This is a genomic window from Undibacterium sp. TJN19 (assembly GCF_049339485.1).
Lineage (GTDB): Bacteria > Pseudomonadota > Gammaproteobacteria > Burkholderiales > Burkholderiaceae_D > Undibacterium.
Genome location: NZ_JBMPPL010000001.1, coordinates 985,459 through 999,576, shown reverse-complemented (window position 1 = coordinate 999,576; position 14,118 = coordinate 985,459). Strand labels below are relative to the sequence as shown.

General features: G+C 50.1%; 14 protein-coding genes. 10 read left to right on the top strand and 4 right to left on the bottom strand.

Annotated elements, in window-relative coordinates; genetic code table 11:
- Nucleotides 1-14: 14 nt before the first annotated feature.
- Entirely contained in the window at nucleotides 15-1,001 is a 987-nt protein-coding gene (locus ACO0LH_RS04675; protein WP_422939869.1) for an AAA family ATPase, read from the bottom strand.
- Nucleotides 1,002-1,482: 481 nt separating this feature from the next.
- On the opposite strand from ACO0LH_RS04675, the gene ACO0LH_RS04670 reads away from it, so the two are divergent.
- Both ACO0LH_RS04670 and arr read left to right on the top strand, forming a co-directional pair.
- Nucleotides 1,483-3,699 (top strand): OsmC domain/YcaO domain-containing protein, encoded by a 2,217-nt coding sequence (locus ACO0LH_RS04670; RefSeq protein ID WP_422939868.1) that lies wholly within the window; start codon nucleotides 1,483-1,485, stop codon nucleotides 3,697-3,699.
- A 177-nt stretch (nucleotides 3,700-3,876) separates the two neighbouring features.
- A complete protein-coding gene (gene arr / locus ACO0LH_RS04665; RefSeq protein WP_422939867.1) occupies nucleotides 3,877-4,332 on the top strand; it encodes an NAD(+)--rifampin ADP-ribosyltransferase in 456 nt (151 codons plus the stop codon).
- Between the two features lie 85 nt (nucleotides 4,333-4,417).
- Here arr and map read toward each other — a convergent pair whose 3' ends face one another.
- Both map and ACO0LH_RS04655 read right to left on the bottom strand, forming a co-directional pair.
- Nucleotides 4,418-5,185, bottom strand: coding sequence for a type I methionyl aminopeptidase (map, locus tag ACO0LH_RS04660; RefSeq protein ID WP_422939866.1), 768 nt, complete (start codon nucleotides 5,183-5,185; stop codon nucleotides 4,418-4,420).
- A gap of 2 nt (nucleotides 5,186-5,187) precedes the next feature.
- Complete coding sequence (locus ACO0LH_RS04655) at nucleotides 5,188-5,394, bottom strand: ParD-like family protein (protein ID WP_422939865.1); 207 nt, start codon at nucleotides 5,392-5,394, stop codon at nucleotides 5,188-5,190.
- Nucleotides 5,395-5,644: 250 nt separating this feature from the next.
- Here ACO0LH_RS04655 and ACO0LH_RS04650 point away from each other — a divergent pair, with 250 nt between their 5' ends.
- From ACO0LH_RS04650 to ACO0LH_RS04620, 7 genes are all read left to right on the top strand, one after another.
- The gene (locus tag ACO0LH_RS04650) at nucleotides 5,645-6,268 is read left to right on the top strand and encodes a hypothetical protein (RefSeq protein WP_422939864.1); all 624 of its coding nucleotides are present in this window, start codon (nucleotides 5,645-5,647) and stop codon (nucleotides 6,266-6,268) included.
- Between the two features lie 220 nt (nucleotides 6,269-6,488).
- On the top strand, nucleotides 6,489-6,881 hold the full coding sequence (locus tag ACO0LH_RS04645; protein WP_422939863.1) for a hypothetical protein: 393 nt from the start codon (nucleotides 6,489-6,491) through the stop codon (nucleotides 6,879-6,881).
- Between the two features lie 185 nt (nucleotides 6,882-7,066).
- Nucleotides 7,067-7,567 (top strand): hypothetical protein, encoded by a 501-nt coding sequence (locus ACO0LH_RS04640; RefSeq protein WP_422939862.1) that lies wholly within the window; start codon nucleotides 7,067-7,069, stop codon nucleotides 7,565-7,567.
- A gap of 48 nt (nucleotides 7,568-7,615) precedes the next feature.
- Nucleotides 7,616-8,170, top strand: coding sequence for a DUF3916 domain-containing protein (locus tag ACO0LH_RS04635; RefSeq protein ID WP_422939861.1), 555 nt, complete (start codon nucleotides 7,616-7,618; stop codon nucleotides 8,168-8,170).
- Nucleotides 8,171-8,270: 100 nt separating this feature from the next.
- Nucleotides 8,271-8,903 (top strand): ABC transporter ATP-binding protein, encoded by a 633-nt coding sequence (locus ACO0LH_RS04630; protein WP_422939860.1) that lies wholly within the window; start codon nucleotides 8,271-8,273, stop codon nucleotides 8,901-8,903.
- A 189-nt stretch (nucleotides 8,904-9,092) separates the two neighbouring features.
- The gene (locus tag ACO0LH_RS04625) at nucleotides 9,093-11,606 is read left to right on the top strand and encodes a TonB-dependent receptor (RefSeq protein ID WP_422939859.1); all 2,514 of its coding nucleotides are present in this window, start codon (nucleotides 9,093-9,095) and stop codon (nucleotides 11,604-11,606) included.
- Between the two features lie 120 nt (nucleotides 11,607-11,726).
- The gene (locus ACO0LH_RS04620; RefSeq protein WP_422939858.1) at nucleotides 11,727-12,077 is read left to right on the top strand and encodes a GlpM family protein; all 351 of its coding nucleotides are present in this window, start codon (nucleotides 11,727-11,729) and stop codon (nucleotides 12,075-12,077) included.
- 32 nt (nucleotides 12,078-12,109) lie between these two features.
- Here ACO0LH_RS04620 and ACO0LH_RS04615 read toward each other — a convergent pair whose 3' ends face one another.
- Nucleotides 12,110-12,670 carry a TetR/AcrR family transcriptional regulator gene (locus ACO0LH_RS04615; RefSeq protein ID WP_422939857.1) on the bottom strand — a complete coding sequence of 187 codons (561 nt, stop codon included), beginning with the start codon at nucleotides 12,668-12,670 and terminating at the stop codon, nucleotides 12,110-12,112.
- Nucleotides 12,671-12,881: 211 nt separating this feature from the next.
- On the opposite strand from ACO0LH_RS04615, the gene ACO0LH_RS04610 reads away from it, so the two are divergent.
- Nucleotides 12,882-14,060 carry an FAD-dependent oxidoreductase gene (locus tag ACO0LH_RS04610; RefSeq protein ID WP_422939856.1) on the top strand — a complete coding sequence of 393 codons (1,179 nt, stop codon included), beginning with the start codon at nucleotides 12,882-12,884 and terminating at the stop codon, nucleotides 14,058-14,060.
- Nucleotides 14,061-14,118 lie beyond the last annotated feature (58 nt).

Below are 14,118 nucleotides of genomic sequence, written 5' to 3'. Positions count from 1 at the left end.
TAATTTAAACAGGTTTATTCTTGATTGTATACTTCCGTAATTGCAAACTCTAAATCTTCATGCGTAACTATGTCTCGACCACTCAAAATGGAATTTTTCGCTGCATCTTGAGCTACCTTAACGACCTCAGCGGCAGACATACCCATGAGACTATCAACTAAAAATTTCCATTTAACACTACGTTCTACAGGAACCGCAACAAGTGTCGACTTTAGCAGTCTTTCGATTTCATTTTTGCCTGGTGGCTTTACTTCAAAGACATCATCAAACCGTCGGAATAGTGCTTTGTCTAACTGTTTATCAAGATTGGTCGCAGCAACTAGAAGACCAGGAGCATCATAATCTTCGAGCAATTGAAGTAATGTATTAACTAAACGAGGAATTTCACCCACGTCATTCTGGTTTTCGCGTGACTTAGCTATAAAGTCACACTCATCTAAGAATAGCAAACATGGGCGTTCCTTGGCAGATTCAAAAACTGCGCGCAAATTTATGCCAGACTCTCCCAGAAATGAGGAGATTAATGCATCAAATCTCACTTTCACTAAGGGAAGACCGGTGGACCATGCCAAGCGTTCTGCACCAAGTGTTTTACCGCAGCCCGGCTGACCGTAAAGAAGAATTTTTTTCTTGTGCTTTAAACCGTACGTTGCCAATCTCTCTCTGGCGGCATATTCAGCCTCAATACGACTGAATCTCGTCTCTACCTGTTCGGGTAAAACCATGAAGTGTCTCAAAGCATTGTGATCCATATGTACAACGAGAGGATCTTGATAGCGCCGACTCATAGGCAGAGCCTGCATTATCCGTTCATTGTCGGTTTTAGGCTCAAAAGCTATAGCGCTTTTCTTGCCTTTCAAAATTGTCTCCAACTGATTGGCTAATACAGCATGACCCTTACTATTTTCTTCTTGTATAACTTTGCGGCAAAGCTTATCCATATCCTTATCGGATCCAATAGCTATTGCCTTAAATAGACGTTTAGTAAGATCTGCGTTCATTTGCGCTACACATTATTTCGATTATTTAGGTACTATAAAGAATATGACTTAAAAACAACATATCTGCATATTCGTATGAATTGCAACCAAGTACCAAGTCATAAATTTTCGGAAGATGTTGCAATAATATACAATTTTGATCAAGTTTTTTTCAGTTGTACTTTAACACTCATCTCGGATTGCAGCCGAGCGACATCAAAAAAACCTGCGTGCCTATCCTCCGAAGTTTGATTCATTTGTTCGTTGCACTGGCTCCATCAACAAATAAGACTTAGTTAACCCTCCACTGCTATCACACAATCTCCTGCATCTATATACGCAATATAGCTTGCCAAACCAAGGACGCAAGCTATGAACTATCCAATAACGCGGATGCAATTCCATTACATATGAGAAGACTGCCAACAAGCCTTCGCTGCCTATCCAAAAAAGACGGATAATACCGCCTACACGATTTTGAACACTCTTCTGGAACTCCCCCATGGAAATTAAGGTTAACTTTCTCGATAAGCTTCGTCTTGAAGCCAAGTTCGATGATTTTACGGTGGTGGCTGATCAGCCTATCCGCTATAAGGGGGATGGTTCTGCGCCTGGTCCTTTTGATTACTTTCTGGCTTCGTCGGCCTTGTGTGCAGCGTATTTTGTGAAACTGTATTGCAATACGCGCAATATCCCTACTGAAAATATCCGGCTGTCGCAAAATAATATTGTTGATCCTGAAAATCGTTACGCGCAGATTTTCAAGATACAGGTGGAGTTGCCTGCCGATATTTCTGCCAAAGACCGTGAAGGTATCTTGCGCTCGATAGATCGTTGCACGGTCAAAAAAGTGGTGCAGGCGGGGCCGGAGTTTGTGATTGAAGAGGTCGAGAACCTGGATGCAGATGCGCAGGCCTTGCTGACCTTGAACCCATCTGCGGATGCAGCCACTTATATTCTGGGTAAGGATTTGCCGCTGGAGCAGACCATCGCGAATATGTCTGGCTTGCTGGCAGGGCTGGGTATCAAGATAGAGATTGCTTCGTGGCGCAATATTATTCCCAACGTGTGGTCGCTGCATATACGCGATGCGCATTCGCCCATGTGTTTTACCAATGGCAAGGGCGCGACTAAAGAGAGCGCACTGGCGTCGGCCCTGGGTGAGTATATTGAGCGTCTCAGTTGCAACCATTTTTATGCGGGTTCGTTCTGGGGTGAAGATATCGCCAATGCGGCGTTTGTGCATTATCCGGAAGAGCGCTGGTTCAAGCCTGGCAAAAAAGATGCACTGCCTAAAGATATTCTTGATGAATATAGTCTGGAGATTTACAACCCAGATGACGAGCTGCGTGGTGCGCATCTGGTTGATACCAATTCTGGCAATGCAGAGCGTGGCATCTGCTCGCTGCCTTATGTGCGTCAGTCAGATGGCGAGGTCGTTTATTTCCCGTCCAACCTCATCGAGAATCTGTACGCCAGCAATGGCATGAGCGCCGGTAATACGCTGGCTGAAGCGCAGGTGCAGTGTCTGTCTGAAATTTTTGAACGTGCCGTCAAGCGTGAAATCCTCGAAGGTGAAATCGCCTTGCCGGATGTACCGCAAGAAGTGCTGGCGAAATATCCTGGCATTGTGGCTGGCATACAGGGTCTTGAAGAGCAGGGCTTCCCGGTGCTGGTGAAAGATGCTTCGCTAGGTGGTCAGTACCCGGTCATGTGCGTGACCCTGATGAACCCGCGCACGGGTGGCGTGTTTGCCTCTTTCGGCGCACACCCCAGCCTGGAAGTGGCGCTGGAACGCAGCCTGACAGAGTTGTTGCAAGGCCGCAGTTTTGAAGGCCTCAATGATTTGCCTCAGCCTACCTTTGTCAGCAATGCGGTGACTGAGCCAAATAATTTTGTTGAACACTTCATCGATTCCAGCGGCGTGGTGTCGTGGCGCTTTTTCAGTGCCAAGGCTGATTACGAATTTGTTGAGTGGGACTTTTCTGCGCAGGGCAAAGGTGACAAAGCCAGCTCTAACGCCGATGAAGCCGCGACCTTGTTCGGCATACTCAAGGAGATGGGCAAAGAAGTTTACATGGCCGTGTACGATCATCTGGGTGCTACCGCCTGCCGCATCCTGGTGCCCGGTTATTCTGAAGTGTATCCTGTGGAAGACTTGATCTGGGATAACACCAACAAGGCCCTATTGTTCCGCGAAGATATTCTGAATCTGCACACGCTGGATGATGAGCAATTGGAAGATTTGCTCGACAGGCTGGAGAATAATGAGCTGGACGAGTACAGCGACATCGCCACCCTGATAGGCATAGAGTTTGACGAGAACACGGTCTGGGGCCAGCTCACGGTGGTTGAGTTGAAGCTGCTGATCAATCTCGCCTTGCAACAGTTTGAAGAAGCAAAAGAACTGGTCGAAACCTTCCTGCAATACAACGACAACACGGTTGATCGCGGCCTGTTTTATCAGGCCATGAATGTGGTACTGGAAGCCACGCTGGATGATGAACTGGAACTGGATGATTATCTCGTCAACTTCCGCCGTATGTTTGGTGATGCAAGGATGGATGCGGTATTGGGTTCAGTCGATGGCAGCGTGCGTTTCTATGGCCTGACCCCAACCAGCATGAAACTGGAAGGGCTGGACAGACACCAGCGCCTGATAGACAGCTACAAGAAATTGCATGTGGCGCGCAGCAAAGTGGCGGCCATGTCCAGTTGAAGTTTGGAGCTTATTTCATAAATATGGGCGAGAGTGTTTTCTTCATAAGCCAGGTTGGCGACGGTTAAACAAAGGATTTCATGCAATCTGTCGCAAGGCTGTGAACGATGCATGCATTATCAATGTCTACCAGTGTTCACGCTTGGTTAAAAAACGAAACTTGAAGGAAATACGCACATGAGCGATTCAGACTGGAAGGCAGTTACCCATGAAAATTGCAGCAATGTAAAAGGGCCGTTTTATCATGGCACGAAATACGATCTTGAAATAGGTGCGTTGTTGGTACCGGGTTTCGTATCCAACTTCGAAGAGGGGCGGGTTTCAAACAATGTGTATTTCACTGCCCTTCTGGAACCCGCAGTCTGGGGTGCAGAATTGTCCACTTCACTTACTGGGGCAGAGGGCCGCGGCTACATCTACATCGTTGAACCCACTGGCAGCTTTGAAGATGACCCCAACCTGACCAATAAACGTTTTCCCGGTAACATTACGCAATCCTACCGCTCACGTCAGCCTCTGCGCATCGTCGGCAGGGTAGATGACTGGACTGGGCACCCGCCAGAAGTATTGCAACAGATGATTGATGGTCTTAAAGAAAAAATACGCAAGGGCCTGGCATTGATTGAAGACTAGTGAATTGCTTCTGAAAAACGTCATTGAAGGAGCGGGACAGCGCAAGGCGGGGCAGTTCCAGCGCATGACATATCCGGCAACTGGATCAACCCGGTGCGCTTTCCCCTGGCCGCAAGGTCAGAACGCGCACGCCATTTCTTGTAACCGCCACCGTATGTTCAAACTGTGCTGACAGTTTCCCATCGGTCGTAACGACTGACCAGCCGTCATCTTCAGTTTGGACATCATGGCGGCCCTGGTTGATCATGGGTTCTATGGTGAATACCATGCCTTCTTGTAACACCAGTCCGGTGCGCGGCCTGCCCCAGTGCAGCACCTGGGGCGGTTCGTGCATTTCGCGGCCTATGCCATGCCCGCAATATTCCCTGACGACCGAATAACCATTTTGCCGGGCATGCCGCTCGATGGCATGACCTACGTCACCAAGCCGTGCACCCGGGCGCACGGCTTTGATGCCTTTCCACATGGCTTCATAGGTCACTTGTACAAGCCGCTTTGCCGTGGATGATACATTGCCGACGAGGTAGGTTTTGCTGGAGTCGGCGATATAGCCATTCTTTTCCAGCGTGATATCGAAATTCACGATATCGCCGTCCTGCAGGATATCGACAGGAGACGGGACGCCATGGCAAACAACATTGTTGCGCGAAGAATTCAAGGCATAGGCATACCCGTATTGCCCCTTGCTGGCAGGCCGCGCATTGAGTTCATTGACGATGAAGCCATCGACCATGTCATTGACCTGCATGGTCGACATGCCTGCCAGGGCCAGCTCGTCAAGGTAACTGAAGACATTTGCCAGCAGCTTGCCCGCTTCTGCCATCAAGACGATTTCTTCTGGTCGCTTGGTCATGCTCAGGCAGCCTTGAAAACCGGGGTCTCAATGCCAGCGGCACGCAGTTCCCGCACAGCGATCTCATTGAAAGTCAGCGTAGGATTCATTTCGCACAACATGCCTATCTTGATCCAAAAGGCAGCCTGCGCATTGATGGAACGGCAACCCACTGCGCTTGCCTTGCGTAACTGATCATGCAGTTCATCATCGATGTTGACTATGCCCATTTGATATTCCTATATCTATATACGAAACGTATATGAATTGTATATTCATCTTGTATGAGCTTGCAAGAAGTTTTCTTTGGCCGATTTTTTTTTCAGGGTCAATTTTTCTTGGGAAAGAACTTGCACAGGCTTCAACGCAACTGACAGCGTAAATAAGTCAGGAAAGCCGCGTTTGCCAGCATCGTTGTCGTATTATTACAATTATCGATCGGTACCGATAAGCACATCACTCAACTCGTAAAGGAAAAACATGGGGCCAAGCAAAATCATGATCATCCGCCATGCAGAAAAACCTGGTACGTATGGCGCAAACGAGTTTGGCGGTATCAATTTGCTCGGCAGCAGTGACAAGGAATCCCTGATTACGCTGGGCTGGGAGCGTGCAGGTGGTATCGCAAATTTGTTCTCTCCCACCAATGGCCAGTTCCAGAATGCGGAATTGGCGACGCCTGCTTTCATCTACGCTGCCAATCCGGCATCCACCGAAAACAAGGAACCCAGCCAGAGGCCATACCAGACTATCTCTGCACTGGCTGCCAAGTTAAATATCACAGCCAATACTTCGTTTGGCAAAAGTCAATATAAGCACATTGATGGCATGGTAGCTAGCGTGCTGGCGCAATCCGGCACGGTGCTCATCGCATGGCAGCACGAAGATATCTGGCAAGGGCCTGGTCAGGATTCCATCGTCAATGAGATTCTGAAGAAGACAGGGACAATTTCTTTTTCTAACCTGCCCACACAGGCCTGGCCAGGTTCACGTTACGACATGGTCTTTGTGCTAGACCGTCCAGGTGGTACAGGTGTGTTTACTGCTTTTATCCAGGTCCCGCAGATGTTGCTTGCCGGTGACAGCAGCGCGCTCTTTCAATAAAAAATTATCACAGTGGATATAAGCAGGAAGAGGTGATACGCCGGAACGTGATTTCTTGCTTGCGCGGGCAATGCGCAGGGGTATGCCATAAAAAACTGTGGCAGCAGGGCCAGTGGTGATTTCAGTCAGCTATTACCGTTGGCCTTCTCAGCGGGGCTAGCTAAAATCAGCCATTCGAAAAGAATGCCTGTCCCTCAACCGCCCCGTAAAGAAAGAAAATATGTTCACCCGATCCCATGGCATTGTTATCTGTACCTTGATGTTGAGCCTGATGCTAGGCGCTTGCAGTGAACGCAAGAGTTCCCACACCGTACGCGAAGTAACAAGCTCGAAAACATTTTATCCGCGAAACGAGGGCTGTACATTTGATGGCGTGGCAGGCTCTGTGGCTGATATCAATCAAATGCACAATGCCAAGGTGATTTCAGATGCGTGCTTTGTCACGCCAAAAGAGACCGCGAATAATTCAAACTTTTCAGGGACGCTGTACACCACCAATCCGGGTTGCAAAATCGATGGTGTATCAGGAGCTGATGCCACGACTGAACAGATATTGCATTCCACAGTGATCTCCGATGAATGCCTGGTTCCACCAGAGGCGAAGAAGACATAACCTACAGATTATCTGTATAAGCCATTTTTACAAGTGATTTGATCGGCTTGGTTTTTATTGAAAAAAAGTGGGCTCAGTCAGCACTTCAGTCTTTGCATTAAAATGAGCGGTTTCGCCAGCCAGGTGATCGTTAATAACGAGTGATTGCGAACTGGCTGGTCTTTCGCTAACAGGATATGTTTGTCGTGCTGCCGATGAATCCGCTTAATTATCAAATGGTGTTTGATGCCTCGGCAAACGGCTACGATGCCTGGTATTTTCCCGCAATAGGTTTGCTGCTGACGCTCATCGGTGCAATTTTATTGCGCTATGCTGACGCCCTGCCTTTTACGGGGCCTGCATCCGTATCGACGAAAGCATTTCGCTGGTTTTTCTTCACCGTTAGTGTTGTTTTTACCCTGGGTTCAATCACGACTTATACGGATTATCTGTCCGCTAAAAATGCTATTGCCGAAAACCGGGCGAAAGTTGTCGAAGGGGTAGTCACTGAGTTCAGCCCCATGCCGGCCAGTGGTCATGGCAGTGAGCATTTTTGCGTGCGGGATGTATGTTTCTCTTTCTCTGATAATACGGTGAACGCTGGCTTCAACCGCACATCGGCACACGGTGGCCCGATATGGCAAGGGAAGATAGTGCGCGTGCACTATGTCGGCAATATCATAGTAAAGCTGGAGATTGTGCGATAAAGACTGGTCACCAATGACTGACCCGCGTTTATAAGGATCTCATCTTCAATGAGCAAGTCAGCTGATCGCCAGCCGGTAAAGAAATTGCGTGGCATTGCGCGCCGCCTGCGTGCGCTTGAAAAATGGGGACTTAGCGTCAGCGAACAATTTCCTTCGCAAAAAGAGCTTGCTGAGAATCGCTTATACTGGAACTGGAAAATCCCTACCGACTGGGCACTGGTCGAAGGTCCTTACAGTACGCCTGAAATCAAACGGACTGTTGCCCAGTTGCTCATCGATACCTGCGCACGGCTGGCAAAAGTCAAACCGGCATGGGCAGCTGCCTGCCATGTCACTGCGTGTATTTGCCTGCCCGATATGCATGCCAGCGAGATTTGCATCTATCTTGACGAAGCCTACTTCATGAGCAAGCTAACAGCAGATGGCAGTGACGGCCAGTGCCATATCGCAGGCATAGAAGGGCGACGGCTCTCTGAAGAATGGCAGTTGAGGCTGCCAGACAGGGTAGAGGAAAATGGCAGCCTTTGGCATGCTGACGGTGATGCAGACGGCTGGGGTGCTTATTCAAGCCAGCACTGGATGTATGGCGAAGTGGGCACATAGCCAGTCTTGCATGGTGATAGTAAAATCCGTAATCGGTCCACTGCCGGGTCAGGATGTCGATTAAACATAACAGGCAACAAGCCAGAGGATGCATCATTTAATGAGCGCACAGCAAAACACGGTACTGCAAGCCACTGATCTCAGCTTTCATTATCCGGGTCACGCATTATTCAGCAACTGCACCTACGACATCAAGACGGGTATCACCCTGGTGCGCGGTGGCGATGGGCGTGGCAAGACCAGTTTGCTGCAATTGCTGGCAGGTGCCATGCCCGCTGAGACAGGACAGTTGCAGATACAGGGTGTCTTCTTGCATGCGCAGCCAGATGTCTACCGCAGCCAGGTATTCTGGATAGACCCGCGTACAGAAGAATTTGACCAGATGGCGGTGCCGGATTATTTTGCTTCGTTACATGCCCGTTATCCCCAGTTTGACGATGTGCTATTGGCGCAGATGATTGAAGGCCTGGGGCTGGCACCTCATCTGAACAAACAGTTGTTCATGTTATCGACAGGCAGCAAGCGCAAGGTCTGGCTGGCTGCGGCTTTTGCAGCGGGTGCTACTGTCATTTTGCTCGATGATCCATTTGCCGCGCTGGACAGGGCATCCATACAATTCGTGGTGGAAGTGCTGAACCAGGCCGCGTCCCGCACGCATCAGGCCTGGGTCGTGGCCATGTATACAGAGCCGCAAGGCGTGGCGCTGTCGGCCCTGATTGATCTCGGTGATTGAGCGTTTTCATAGGTAGTGAGCAGCAGGAACTGCCATATCATGCACTATGAGCCTGATATGGGCTTTGGCCAAGACTGTTGTCATATTGCTCAAATAACTGCTCTTTTCATTTTTAGATAGCATTTTCATGGTGTGTATATTGCAATAATGTTAAATTAAGTATTCATTTAACAAGTCTTATTGCGCACCATGAGAAATCTGCCTGTACGCAAATTCCTGCTGCACAGGTTTGCCCTGGCCGGACTGTGCATTACCGCCCCCATACATGCTCACGCACGTGTGGATGCTGTGACTGACATTGCCCCGACACCGGTGGTAGAAATCATAGGCACTACCGCCTTGCCTGGCATGGGGCTGGTGAGGGAGCAAATTCCTGCCGCAGTGCAGACTGCCAGCAGCCGTGATATGGCAAAGAGCGGCGCGCTGACTATTTCTGATTTTCTCAACCGCAGCCTTGGCAGCGTGCATGTCAACGATGTGCAGGGCAACCCGTACATGAATGATGTCAGCTATCGCGGCTATACCGCGTCGCCCCTGCTGGGAACGCCGCAGGGCCTGTCTGTCTATATGGATGGCGTGCGCCTGAACCAGCCCTTTGGCGATGTGGTCATGTGGGATTTGATTCCCAAGGCAGCGATCTCGAACGTGACACTGATGTCCGGTGCCAACCCGCTGTTTGGCCTGAACACTCTGGGCGGCGCACTCGTGCTGCAAACAAAGGATGGTCGTCACGATGCCGGGACTGCGATTGAAATGGGCGCCGGGCGCTATGGCCGCAATACCATCAGCCTTGAGCATGGTGGCATCAATCACAAGGGGCTGGACTGGTTCTTCGTGGCAAATACCTATAGCGAAGATGGCTGGCGGGATGCCTCACCTTCACGACTGGGACAATTCTTTGGCAAGCTGGGCTGGCATGACAGCCAGGCAGAGTTCAAGCTCAGCTATGCCTGGGCCAGCAGCAAAATGACGGGGAACGGTTCTCAGGAGCAGCAATTGCTGGCCAGCCGCTACGCCAGTGTCTATACCTTGCCTGACGTGACAAATAACCGTGCCGGTTTCCTGAACCTGGAAGGCAAGGCCAGCCTCAGTGACAAGCTTTTATTGTCTGGTAATGTCTATTACCGCAATACCCGTACCGCGACGACCAATGGCGACCTGAACGAAGATGCATTGGGTGAGTCTGTGTATTACACCGGGCAGGCAGCAGACAAAGCCTGGCTGCTGGCACATGGCTATAGTGCGGCCAATGAAAGCAACAACAGCAAGACCAGTGCCACCTATGCCTTCCCCAGCCTGCGCTGCATCTCACAGGCGGGTATGAATGCCGAACCCAATGAAAAGTGCAATGGTCTCATTACAGCAACGAACACCCATCAGCAAAATTACGGCCTCAGCGGCCAGTTAAGTTTCCAGAGCCAGGCCGCGACTGTGCGTCACCAGGTTGTTGCGGGTGCCGCCTATGATGCCAGTCGCACCAGCTTCGCCCAGGCCAGCCAGTTTGGCTACCTGAATGCCGACCGCAGCATCAGCCCTGTGAATGCCTTCGCGGATGGCACCCAGAATTCTGAAAATGCTTTCGATCAGCGTGTTGATTTAAGCGGCCAAACGACAAGCTGGAGCCTGTTTGCCAGCGACACCCTGTCCCTGGCCGATATCTGGCATCTGAGTATTTCCGGTCGTTATAACAAGTTGATTCTCAACAACACCGACCATCTGTATCCCTATCATAATGCCACCACCAAAGGCAGCCAGCGTGGTTCACTGGATGGGGATCATCATTTCAGCCGCTTTAATCCGGCCCTGGGCCTCAGCTTTGTACCCAACCGCGCAATCAATGCTTACCTGTCGTATGGCGAAAGCAGCCGGACGCCAACATCGATAGAACTGGGTTGTGCGGACCCCAATTTTGGTTGCCGCCTACCCAACTCCATGGCAGGTGACCCGGCCTTGAAGCAAGTCATTTCCAAAACCTGGGAAGCTGGCCTGCGCGGCAAGCTGTTTGGGAAAATGAATTGGAATGCCGGTGTCTTTCGCGGCGACAACGTGGATGACATCCTGTTCGTTGCCAACTCCGCAGCCACTGGTTACTTCAAGAACTTTGACAAGACCCGGCGACAGGGGCTGGAAGCGGGGATGTCTGCCAACTTTGACCAGCTAAGCCTGGGCATGCATTACACCTGGATGAAGGCGACTTACCAGAGTAGCGACCTGCTGGGTTCGCAAAACAACAGTGCTGCTGACGCGGGTGGCAATATCCGCGTCCAGCCTGGTGACAGGCTGCCGCTGATTCCGCAACAAATCTTCAAGGCCCATTTCAATTATGAATTTGACGCCGGGCTTTCTGCGGGCCTTGAATTGCTGGCTATTGGTCAGAGTTTCGTGCGGGGGAATGAAAATAATGCGCATCTTGCTGATGGCAAAACAAGCTTCGGATCAGGACGCATACCCGGTTACGCAGTGGCCAACCTGTCTGCCAGTTACAGTTTCAGATCCTGTTCCCAACTGAAACTATTCGTCAATGTCAGCAACCTGTTTAACCAGCAGTATTACACTGCCGGACAACTGGGGCCGTACGCGATTACACCGGGGGGCGGGTATAGCAATTCAGACACCAGTGGCACCACTTTTTATACTCCAGGTGCGCCGCGCATGATCTGGCTTGGTCTGCGGTATAGTTTCGGCAAGACAAATCACGATTGAGCCCAGGCACATCGTCTACCCGTGCAGTGCCGGAGATAAAAATTGCACGGCACGGCATGGCTTGCAATCAGGCCAGTGATCTCTGCTAGACTTTGGTTTCGTTGACAAGACCAGACTGACATGATCTCGCTATTACTGAAATGCCTGCTGGGTGCATTGGCAGTTTTGCTCATCGCACTGGCGTCAAAATCACGGTATTTCGTCCTGGCCGGGCTGGTGCCCTTATTCCCCACGTTTGCATTGATTGCCCATTTCGTCGTCGGCACAAGCCGTCCGGCAGCGGCGTTGCAAACCACCGCACTTTTTGGGCTGTGGTCACTGATCCCGTATGCGGCTTATCTGCTAGCCGTAGTCTGGCTCAGCACCCGGACCACATTGGTGGTGACCCTGGTTGCGGCCACTTCAGTCTGGCTGGTTGCTGCTGCCCTGATGTTGCTTGTCTGGTTCAAGGTTTATCCTGGCGTCAATTGACTGCTTTGCCAATCATGCCCTGGTCTTGCGGCTTATTCCTTCCAGCCTTCTTTCAATAACTTGAACAATGTGTTCAGCGATGTTTTTGGAGTTGATGTTTTCAAGGCTCTGTGAAAAGAATCCAGGATGAAGTGGGCGATGGCTTCTGCTTCCACTTTTTGTATCTTGTTTTCAGCTTCTTTTTGCAGCACCGTCGCTAGCGACTGTTCATAGCGCATCCACATCTGTTTTGCATAGCCGGAAAGTTCTGGTGTGGTATCAATCAATTTCTTGAATGTGCTGAAGTGCTTCAGCTTTTCAGGGCTAAGTGCGATGGAACTGGAAAAATGCTCATGCAATGCATCAAGTATGCTGACGCCAGGTTCTCGTGAAGTCACTGCCGCAATCAATTTTTCTTCACGTTCTGCCTCTTCATCGAATACCAGGGTTTCCTTGGTGGGAAAGTAATTAAATAGCGTAGGCACAGAGACTTCTGCCAGCCTGGCGATTTCAGCCGTGGTGACTTCGGCATAACCTTTCTCGATGAACAACCTGGTTGCCAGGTCAGAAATCATTTTACGGGTCTTGGTTTTTTTCAGTTCTCGCAATCCCATGGGGAACTCCTGTTCTTGATGGCTTTATTGTAAGCCATCTATAAATCCAAGTAAATAAAATATTTAAGTGACTTTACTTTTTAATTTAATTAAATTAAAGTTCGCATGATCAAGTAAACACCTATTTTTACAATATTTTCCAGCCAGCGACGTCAGCCATGCAAGGGCGCTGCAAAGATTGCCTGAAAATAGCAAACCAGGACCATCCTCCATGACACAACTACAAAAGCGCAGCCCCATACAAGACAAAAACATCGCCATCATTGGTGCTGGCCCAGGCGGTTTGATACTTGCCCGCCTGTTACAGATGAATGGTGCAAGCGTCAAAGTATATGAACGCGATGCAAGTCCGGCAGCGCGGGTGCAGGGGGCTACCCTGAATTTGAATGCGGGTTCCGGCCTTGATGCCATCATCAAGGCCGGTTTGATGGAATCCTTCAAAAAAGCATACCGGCCTGGTGCAGATAAAATGATCTTCGTTGATGGCAGTGCGAATATTCTTATCGACGAAGCGGATGACAGCGATGGCGTTGAAAGCCGGCCGGAAATAGATCGTGGGCCGTTGCGTGAATTGCTGCTGGCTTCGCTGGACGCTGATACGGTAGTGTGGGACGCCCAGTTCCTGTCGTTGCAAAGAACCGGGGATGGCGTTGAACTCACATTCAAAAATGGCAAAACAGCTTTGGCAGATTTGGTGATTGCAGCAGACGGTGCCAATTCAAAAGTGCGCCCGTATATTACTTCGATCGCGCCGGTTTATTCCGGTGTGACAGTAGTTGAGGGGGCAGTGCATGAGGTGGAAAAAACCATGCCACAAATACACAAACTGTTGAATGGTGGAAAAATTTGTGTACTGGGGAACAAAAAAACACTGATTATTGTCTTAAAGGGCGATGATACGGTAGCTTTTTATACCGGACATAAAGCCGAACCTGGCTGGCCGGACAATTGCGGCATCGACTTTTCTGACCGGGTGCAAGTGCTGGGCTGGTTCAAAAAAGAATTCCATGGCTGGAATGCAATGTGGGACGCTTTGATAGAAAATGCCAGCCTGCCTTTGATACCACGCCCGCAGTTCTGTGCACCTGCCAACCAGGACTGGCAGAGCCTGCCTGACCTGACCATGCTGGGAGATGCTGCCCACGTCATGCCACCTTACGCAGGCGAAGGCGTCAACATGGCCATGCAGGATGCCATGGTACTTGCCGACAACTTGCTTGACCCTGGTTTTGCCAGTATGCATGCAGCCATCGCGGCATATGAAAAAGAGATGCGCGGACGAAACGGTCAGACCGCAAAAATGACACTGGAATTTACCGAGGCATTTCATTCCAGCGACCCGGTTCCTTTTTTCAAGGAAGTCTTTTCTGCAGTCGTAACCAATGAGTAAATATCACCAGGCCGGTGCTTGATTTTGCTTTGATAAAGTGTTGACTAAGCTTTGATCA